The following is a 1,429-nucleotide window of genomic DNA, read 5'->3' as shown; positions in this document are numbered from 1 at the left end:
TAATGCCGTTCACTTAAGGTGAACGGCATATTTACTTTTGGCAACCGGATATCTATTTTTTGATACTTTTAAGCACCTTGGATAACTTCGCTCTCGCTTGCCTTCTAACTTAAATTGCGCAGCATTGCGCTCGATATCTAAGATTATTTTAGGAACATTACCTGGTGCATAAATAGGCATCATCGTCAGTGTATGTATGATGTGCGAAGACGCATCTCTAAAGCTTAATTGGTTTGGAAAGACACTTTTCAGCGATTTTGCCATCAATATCATTTTATAACGAATGAGATTGTAGGCCAGTAGAACTCCCCATAACTCCTGGCGAATAAGCTCAGGTAAATTACTTCGAAGTGTAAAACGACTTTCAAGCATATGCTGCTTCATCTCTCGATACCCTAGTTCGATTTCCCATCGATGGGCATATAAATCGACGATTTCACTGCTTGGGTAGCTCATGCTGTCTATCATTGACGTGAGTATTTGAACTGTTTTTCCCTTCACTTGCCGGCTCAGTAACCTTGCTTCAATGACATCAGGTAGGTATGGACGTTTCTTTTTCGCTTGTGGGGTTGTCTTGATTCGAACCAACTTGTCCTGCCTGCCTAAGCTGCGGACTTCCTCATATTGAGTGCCCTTTTTGAGAGGAAGAAGCCAGTGAGTGTTATGGCCCTTTTGTTGCCAGTCGTGCAGTAAACCGAGGGAGTAAAACCCTTTATCAAAAATAGTCAGACTATTATCGGGTACCTTATCGACAAGTTTAGCGGCTAGATTCATTTCATTCTCGGCGACGCTGTCAAACGCACTATCAAGGATTAAATGGCTGCTCAACTCCATCATGCACACCATGCGTACTTGCGGATATCCAGCTTCATAGGCCTTATTGGCAGTGCGTGCGAACTGCGAGCTGTTCTCTTTCGTATCGGGTGTTCGCCACACGACACCATCAACGCCATACAGATTTAACCCACACCATTGAGGGTGCTCTGCTCGCTCATGCCATGTGCCTGCTGACTGATGAAAAACATCGCGCACCACATTGCTTCCCAATTTTTTGCGGGCTTGCGTGACCGCACTTCTGGCGACGTAATCCACCTCTTGTGGCAGTACAATATCGAGCTTGTTAATAAGTTGGCGAACTGATTCCGTTCTAAACAGTGACATGCCTATAACAGCCCAAACCATTGCATCCATTGGTAGCTTACGTTTCCTCAACGTCGCAACACCATTGGAGTCAAGGCAAGACTGGATAACATCAGGCTCTAGTACATCTGACAACGAACTGAATTCAGTGAGGCGATTGATTGAAGTGCGGGAGAGTGCTTCTGAAAGTTCCATAAAAAAATCCGATGGCGAATGACTCATCGGATTTTGAACGGTTCTGAGGATCGGTCAACCGATCGCTAAAATATTTCTTAACTGATCGGCATTA

At 44.6% G+C, this 1,429-nt stretch carries 1 protein-coding gene; it reads right to left on the bottom strand.

All coding sequences use genetic code 11. The annotated features are described in order from the left end of the window. Window positions 1–9: 9 nt before the first annotated feature. The gene (locus GQS54_RS22835; protein WP_166426217.1) at window positions 10–1,335 is read right to left on the bottom strand and encodes an IS4 family transposase; all 1,326 of its coding nucleotides are present in this window, start codon (window positions 1,333–1,335) and stop codon (window positions 10–12) included. Between the last annotated feature and the right edge of the window lie 94 nt (window positions 1,336–1,429).

This window comes from Paraglaciecola sp. 20A4, from assembly GCF_011378905.1.
Taxonomy (GTDB): Bacteria; Pseudomonadota; Gammaproteobacteria; order Enterobacterales; family Alteromonadaceae; genus Paraglaciecola.
This window is presented reverse-complemented; position numbering and strand designations above follow the sequence as displayed.

Excerpts from the sequence above, each read along its gene's own strand:
- GQS54_RS22835 (WP_166426217.1), bottom strand. The coding sequence starts at position 1,335 with ATGGAACTTTCAGAAGCACTCTCCCGCACTTCAATCAATCGCCTCACT.